Source organism: Candidatus Albibeggiatoa sp. nov. BB20, from assembly GCA_016744725.1.
In the GTDB taxonomy this organism is placed as follows: domain Bacteria; phylum Pseudomonadota; class Gammaproteobacteria; order Beggiatoales; family Beggiatoaceae; genus Albibeggiatoa.
In genome coordinates this window covers 1-6,868 of the sequence record JADGDW010000200.1, presented here as the reverse complement: position 1 = coordinate 6,868, position 6,868 = coordinate 1, and the positions used below count along the sequence as shown (strand labels likewise).

Annotated in this window: 3 protein-coding genes, 1 pseudogene and 1 riboswitch; of the genes and pseudogenes, 2 read left to right on the top strand and 2 right to left on the bottom strand. The window is 36.0% G+C overall.

The window, feature by feature from the left end; translation table 11 throughout:
• The coding region (locus ABXH34_RS16755; RefSeq protein WP_353573030.1) for a hypothetical protein at positions 1-2,418 on the bottom strand (2,418 nt) is incomplete at its 3' end.
• A gap of 110 nt (positions 2,419-2,528) precedes the next feature.
• Positions 2,529-2,625, bottom strand: a riboswitch (cyclic di-GMP riboswitch).
• A gap of 164 nt (positions 2,626-2,789) precedes the next feature.
• Here ABXH34_RS16755 and ABXH34_RS16750 point away from each other — a divergent pair.
• On the top strand, positions 2,790-4,319 hold the full coding sequence (locus ABXH34_RS16750; RefSeq protein ID WP_353573029.1) for a histidine kinase N-terminal 7TM domain-containing diguanylate cyclase: 1,530 nt from the start codon (positions 2,790-2,792) through the stop codon (positions 4,317-4,319).
• A 246-nt stretch (positions 4,320-4,565) separates the two neighbouring features.
• On the opposite strand, the gene ABXH34_RS16745 is transcribed toward ABXH34_RS16750, so the two are convergent.
• Positions 4,566-5,711 carry a N(5)-(carboxyethyl)ornithine synthase gene (locus ABXH34_RS16745; protein WP_353573028.1) on the bottom strand — a complete coding sequence of 382 codons (1,146 nt, stop codon included), beginning with the start codon at positions 5,709-5,711 and terminating at the stop codon, positions 4,566-4,568.
• 944 nt (positions 5,712-6,655) lie between these two features.
• Between ABXH34_RS16745 and ABXH34_RS16740 the strand changes: the two are divergent.
• Positions 6,656-6,868: pseudogene (locus ABXH34_RS16740) on the top strand (F0F1 ATP synthase subunit beta); the annotation flags it as partial.

Below are 6,868 nucleotides of genomic sequence, written 5' to 3'. Positions count from 1 at the left end.
GTCATCGGAATCACTTGCATCTGAAACAGTTACTGTTGGTGTGCCTGTTAAGCCTGTTATGACGACATCATTTTCGACAAACCCTATTACATCTTCGTTAAACAATACGTCAAAGAGAATTGGTTCAATGTTGGTTGGGTCTACTTGCGTGTTGGCTTGGTTGATGCTGACTTCTGCGTTTGTGTTGTCGACAAGATAGAACTCTGAGGTTGCTGCTGTTTGATAATCCATGCTGTGACCTAAGGTATCTTTGATATCTAAGGTTGTGGTGAGTTGGATGCCAACTGTTCCATCAAAACTTGCTAAGTCGCCACCTGAAACTTTCACTGCATAAGTGCTGGGGGTGACTTGTGTGACGCTTTCAATTGTGGCTGTGCTGGTGCTATCTACTTCAAAGTCTGCTATATCTACATCTGTGACATCTTCATCAAAAATTGCCGAGAAAATCAACTCATCAAAATTAGTGGGGGTTGAAGTGGGAGTATCACGCATTATGGAAGTCAAGATAGGTCCTGCATTATCCACGGTATAAACTTCATCGATCAGCGGTTCTACTGAAGGAAGCACATAATCTAAGAGATCGGTAATATTATGTGTTGTGACTAAGTTGAGTCCAACGTCGCCATTGAAATCATCCAAATCACCTCCAGAAATCGTGACTGTATAAGTGCTGGCGGTGCCGGCTTGAGTGACTGCAGCGATGATAGCTGTTGTTGTAGGTGTACTATTAATCTCAAAATCTGCTGCATCTACATTCTTTACGTCTTCACTGAATGTTACCAAGAATTCGAGTATATCTGCATTGGTTTTTTTATCAGTTGGAATATTATCCCTTGTGAATGAAGTAAGAGTGGGGGGTGAATTATCAACTGAATAAACTTCATCAGCTGTTGTAGGATCTATGTCTATGAGGGAATGTCCTAAGCTATCAGTAATACTTGGTGTAGCCACTAGATTCAGTCCGACATTACCATTAAAATCTGCGAGATCCCCTCCTAAGACAGTGATCGTATAAGTGCTATTCGTTTGTTGAGAGACCGTTGTAATATTAGGGGCAATAGCGGTGGGTGAAGACCAATCAACTTCAAAATCTGTACTATCTACGCTCTGTACATCTTCATTAAACGTCGCTAAGAAAACCAATTGGTCAGCATTGGTTGGGCTTGTTGCAGGAGTGTGTCTTAAGAAAGAAATAAGTTTTGGTGGCGTGCTATCAAAAATCACTGAATTATCTATACTGGTGCTAGCATCATTGCCATTGTTATTTGAATCATGGGCAACGCCTGCATTAATTGTTGCAATTACAGTACCATCTGATGTCATTCCACTAACAGCTACATTGTATGTTGTGCCTGAGCCTGTAACTGTTGTTGTTGTGGCTCCTGCTGTTCCAGATAAAGCGATATCACCTGTCGTAAAATCTGTGACAGGTTCACTGAAAACTACTGTGAAATCGATTGGAGTTCCATTTGTTGGATCAGATTGTCCGCTGGCTTGTTCAATCGTCACAGAGGGCCCTGTGTCATCATAATCATAATTAACTATGTTATCAGTGCTAGTGCTAGCTTCGTTGGCATTGCCATTCATATCATGGGCAACACCTGCGTTGATTGTTGCAATGACAGTACCATCTGATGTCATTCCACTAACAGCTACATTGTATGTTGTGCCTGAGCCTGTGACTGTTGTTGTTGTGGCTCCTGCTGTTCCAGATAAGGCGATATCACCTGTCGTAAAATCTGTGACAGGTTCGCTGAAAACTACTGTAAAATCGATTGGCGACCCATTTGTTGGATCGGATTGTCCGCTGGCTTGATTGATTGTCAATGTTGGACTATTTCCATCACTAAAACCACTTACTAAAAAACTATAACTCGGAAAAATAAAATTAGGAATTTTTATTCGACCAATACGGGTGTCAACGAAATAGAAAATTTCAAATCCAAAAGTGAAAGAAAAATTTCCATTCTCATCCGGAGTAAAATTTATTTGGACATCTTTAGAGCCACCTGCTGGAATTGTTAAGCTACTTGGAGAAACACTAGTATTAATTACATTATTCTCAGCTGAAATTGAAAAATTTTCTACTACTCGCCATGCAATTCCTAAATAGCCAGGATTTGTAATTGTATAAGTAATTACCTGACTTTGACCTGCTTGATATGTACCAATATCATCTATAGCTCCTACAGGAGTGCCTGCAGGTCTTTGAACATCAATTGGATTACCTGGAGCCACTATTTGATTTTCAGATACTCCATATTTTACTTTAATGGAATTTGATGGAGCCTTATTAGTCAAGCTTCTTCTCTCCGTTGAAAATTGAGGAGCCGCAAAAATATTTGTGCTGGTGGATAGAATAATGATGATCAAAAGAATAACGATAATCTTGTTTTTAAACGGAATAAATGAAAACATATTTCTCCTCCCATATTTATTATCGCTATGTATATTTGGTGTTATTTTAGGGTTTTTATTTAATTTTTAATTTTCTCTATTTTAAACAAAAATGCACCAATCTATCAAATTGATGCAACTGAACCATCATAATTGCTCTTTTTAAAGAACAATCGTAGACTTCGGGTTTTGCGTCCTTGATTTTCACCAAGTTTGCCTTTAATCACTATATTATAACATTATTTTATGTACATAAATATTAATTAATCAAAAATAATGTAAATACTTTTTTCTTACTATCCATTCAAGACTGTTAGCGTGAAACAATCTTCCCATTTCTTCTGAAAAATTATATTTTGTGCGGCAGAAAAATCAATGATAGAATATATATAATGTTTGAACTTGTCATAATTCTATTAATTCTATCTGGAATGGTAACACTTATCCTAACTATCACTGCACTCCAACGGTCAACATCACAATTAGTGGTAATGTTTGCTTTTACGATGTTTTGTGCGCTTATTTGGAATTTTGGGTTCGCTGCCGAAATTATCAGCCCTACCCTAAAAAGCAAGTTGATTTGGGCTAATATTCAATTTTTTGGTATTGCTTTTCTGTCCTTAGGCTGGTTAGCAATGATCATGCTTGCCACAGGACAATCTCGTCAGACATTGCGATTAATCCCTTTCTTCGGGATTATCCCAGCCCTCACAATTTTGATTATCTGGACAAATCCATATCATCACCTTTTTCGCCTGAACCCTTCACTGCTAACTACCAATGTTCCATTTCCAATCCTAAACAGCGATTATGGAGCATATTTTTATGCCGTTCATGCACCATATGGCTACTTCCTTTTTGCTGCATCATTATTCCTTCTCATCAAATTCTGGAAGAAAGCTCCCACTGTTTATCGTAAACAAAGCTTCATCCTGATTCTTAGTGTAATAGTTCCTTTACTAGTTGATTTGCTCTATGTGTTGGGTATCACTCCTATCCCGTCTTTTAATTTCACATCGATTATGTTCACTCTTTCTGGGGTGCTATTAAGTATAAGTATTTTAAAACATGATTTTCTAGACATTCTCCCATTAGCATATGAAGTAGCTATTAATGAAATGGATATTGGTGTTATCATTTTAGACGTCTCTTCTCGCATATCCCTTCTCAATCCAGCCATCGAAAAAATCACTGGTGTCTCAAACAATCAAGCCGTTGGCAAAGACGCCAAACAAATTTTCCCTACTCTAGCCCACGTCTTGGATTCAGACTTAAAGAAAACTGAAGTTATCATCCTCCAAGATAATACAGAATACACCTATCAACTTCAACGATCTTCAATTCTACACAGTCAAAAAGAAATAGTTGGACAAATTATTACGTTGCACGATATAAGTGAACAAACAAGATTGTTGAAAAAAACAGAAAAACAAGCCATCACTGATTCATTAACCAATGCATTAAACCGTCGTGCCTTAATCATGTATGGTGAACAAGAAATCCAACGCGCCCATCGCTATCAGCGAGAATTATCTCTAATTCTTTTGGATGTAGATAATTTTAAATATATAAACGATCATCACGGTCATTTAGGTGGAGACTATATCCTAAAAAAAATCGTACAAACAATTCAAAACATCATACGCGACAATGATTTTATTTTCCGATACGGAGGCGACGAATTTGTAGTGCTTTTAATTGAAGCTGACGCTTCCCAAGCATATAAAATTTCAGAACGTATTCATGATGAACTAATTCATATAACCATAGAAGACGAACATCCTTCACCCGCCAAAGTATTGATTAGCGCAGGTGTTACAGTGCTAACTCCCGATGACAATCTCGATCGCCTTCTTAATCGCGCCGACCAGGCACTATACAAAGCAAAAGCCGCAGGAAAAAACCAAACCATCGTACTCTAAGCAATTCTTCCTCCTCTCTTTCTCTTAATCCAATACCATACCACCTAATTTAATCTATAAAAATACTCCAAGCATTGAAAATGATAGTTATCATACGCTATTCAATCCTTTATAAAATAAATCTTCTTCATTTGCTCAGTATACTAAGCGATATTAAAGCATTTTTATAAACATATAATAAAAATATTATTTTTAACAAAAAAATGATGCTTTTGGCATCATTTTTGTTTTATTATCTTTAAATAATTATTTTTTTAATTTGTGAGGATATTCTTCCTCACGGTTTTGAAATGATAAAATTTTCGGATTTTGAATTACACCGTTAAATATTTCTATAGAATTTGAAATTGTCTTATTTTCTTTCCACATATTTGGTCCCTCAATAACTTTGGGTATAAATGGAAGTAAGGCTTTTGAAATTTCCCATGAAGCAGAATTCCAATAAAAACTAGGGCTATGATCTACTGCATAATAATATTTACCTGATGCTTCAAACATGGGGTGTTCAAAGGATGTTGGTTTTGCACACCAAAAACCCATTCCTTCATCACAACTTATATCAACAATTAGAGTGCCCTTCATCAATTTTCTTTCATTTTGTTCAGACACAAACATTTTAGGACGATCAGTATTTTGAAGAGTTCCGTTTACAATAATTTGCACATCTGATAATACTTCAGAAAATGGACGGGAATTACCATCAAATCCAACTGAGAGCAAATTTCCTGAACCATCATTTTTCATTTGTTTATACTTTATCCCAGGCAATTGATTGCTCACATTTGTTGCTTTACGACTTGTATAAACAGTGATGTCCGAAAATCCTTGACCTTGTAATGCATATACTGCTCCCCGGCTCACCGATCCAAAACTAAGCACTACTGCTTTTCGTGGTTTTCCATAATTACCAACAACCCCAACAAGACTTATCGCATGATTTACACCTGCATAACCGGCAAGTTCATTGTTTTTATAAAAAGTATGCATGGTTTTATTACCTGTTTGGTTCCAAGTAAACATTTCTTCCCAGGCAATAAGGGTTAATTTTTTATCAATTGCTACTTGCGTAATTTCTTTCTGCTGTACACAATGTGGCCAACCCCAGACAATTGCTCCTTCTCGTATATCTGACAAATCTGTTGCTAAAGGTTTAGGTAATACTACACAATCAAAGCCATTCAGTATTTCTTTTCTAGAAGCAACTCGGCCTGTTTTAAGCTTGGCTATAGCTTCGTCATCCATACCAAATCTCTCCCCATATCCTTCTTCAAAAGTGATTTGCTTCCGAAATTTCTTGGGGATAAGCTCTATATGTTCTGGATGTATAGCTACTCGTTTTTCGTTTTCTTTAAATGATTTTCCAATTACGCCAACTGTTAAGAGTTGTGCCATATTATTTTTTCCTTCTTTCCACATTAATACCTTTGACAAATAGTTTGGACCATTACCAGACAACAGTCTCGGTCAATGAATACTCTGGTTATATCTTGATTAGGAAGCTTTAGAGCTGCATTTAGAGTGATATCTATATTTTCCTCAGCCATCGTTAGTGCTAATTGCTAGGCTAAGATAAAACGAGAATAATCTTCAATCACTGTTGAGAGGTAGTACTTACCCCATATAAGTACTTTAAATTGAGTATATTTAGTGTACCACATTTCATTCACGCACTTTTTTTAGGCGTTTGTTTTACTTTTATTTCATTTTAAATGCATACCTATTTGAAATTTATTTGAATTTATTGTTCAAATCCCTCATAAACCTATATCCTCTACATTTAATTATGGCATATGTGATGTTGTTTTTTTCAAAATTCGACTGAATATCACTAACGATAGTGATAATTGATATCATTATTTGAAAATCTACGCTGGAGATTTATGCAAGATGGGGGATATTGGCAGTATAAAAGCTCCCAATAAATCGGAATATGGATATATGACTGCCTGAATTTCTCAAAGTAAAGAATTAAGTGAATTTAGGCATTCGAGAGATAGTTCATATCTTTGAGGATAAAAGTAGGGCAGGAGGATTCGAAATTGAAAGAATATCGAATAATTATTAATCTCGATGAATTGAATAATTATGAATAGATAGCCCATATAACGAAGTATTAAGGGAGTATCTTTTTATTTGCTTTCTAATATATTTCTAGTAATATTACTCTAATCAATAAGCATTAATATATGATATTATTATTGTACTGAGTTTATCGATGAATAATTTTTTCAAAGATTTCAAACTAATGTTAAAGTTCAAAGCATGATTAGTTTTCATTTATCTGATATCAGGTCTTTATACCCTAATTTACAAACAATTTATAAGGAGTCAAAATTTTGACTAGTACGGGTTTTATCGTTCGAGTGGTTGGAGTCGTGGTGGATGTGTTGTTCTCCAGCGGAAACTTGCCCAGCATCAACAATGCCCTTATCGTTCAGTTTCAAGATCAAAAAAATCTTGTTCTGGAGGTTCAGGAACATCTTGACTCAAATACAGTGCGCACAATTTCCATGAGCAGCACAGCTGGTCTTAAGCGTGGCATCAGCGTA

What these genes read in the sequence shown, in the direction of transcription:
- ABXH34_RS16750 (WP_353573029.1), top strand. Translation starts at nt 2,790, where the DNA reads ATGTTTGAACTTGTCATAATTCTATTAATTCTATCTGGAATGGTAACA.
- ABXH34_RS16745 (WP_353573028.1), bottom strand. Translation starts at nt 5,711, where the DNA reads ATGGCACAACTCTTAACAGTTGGCGTAATTGGAAAATCATTTAAAGAA.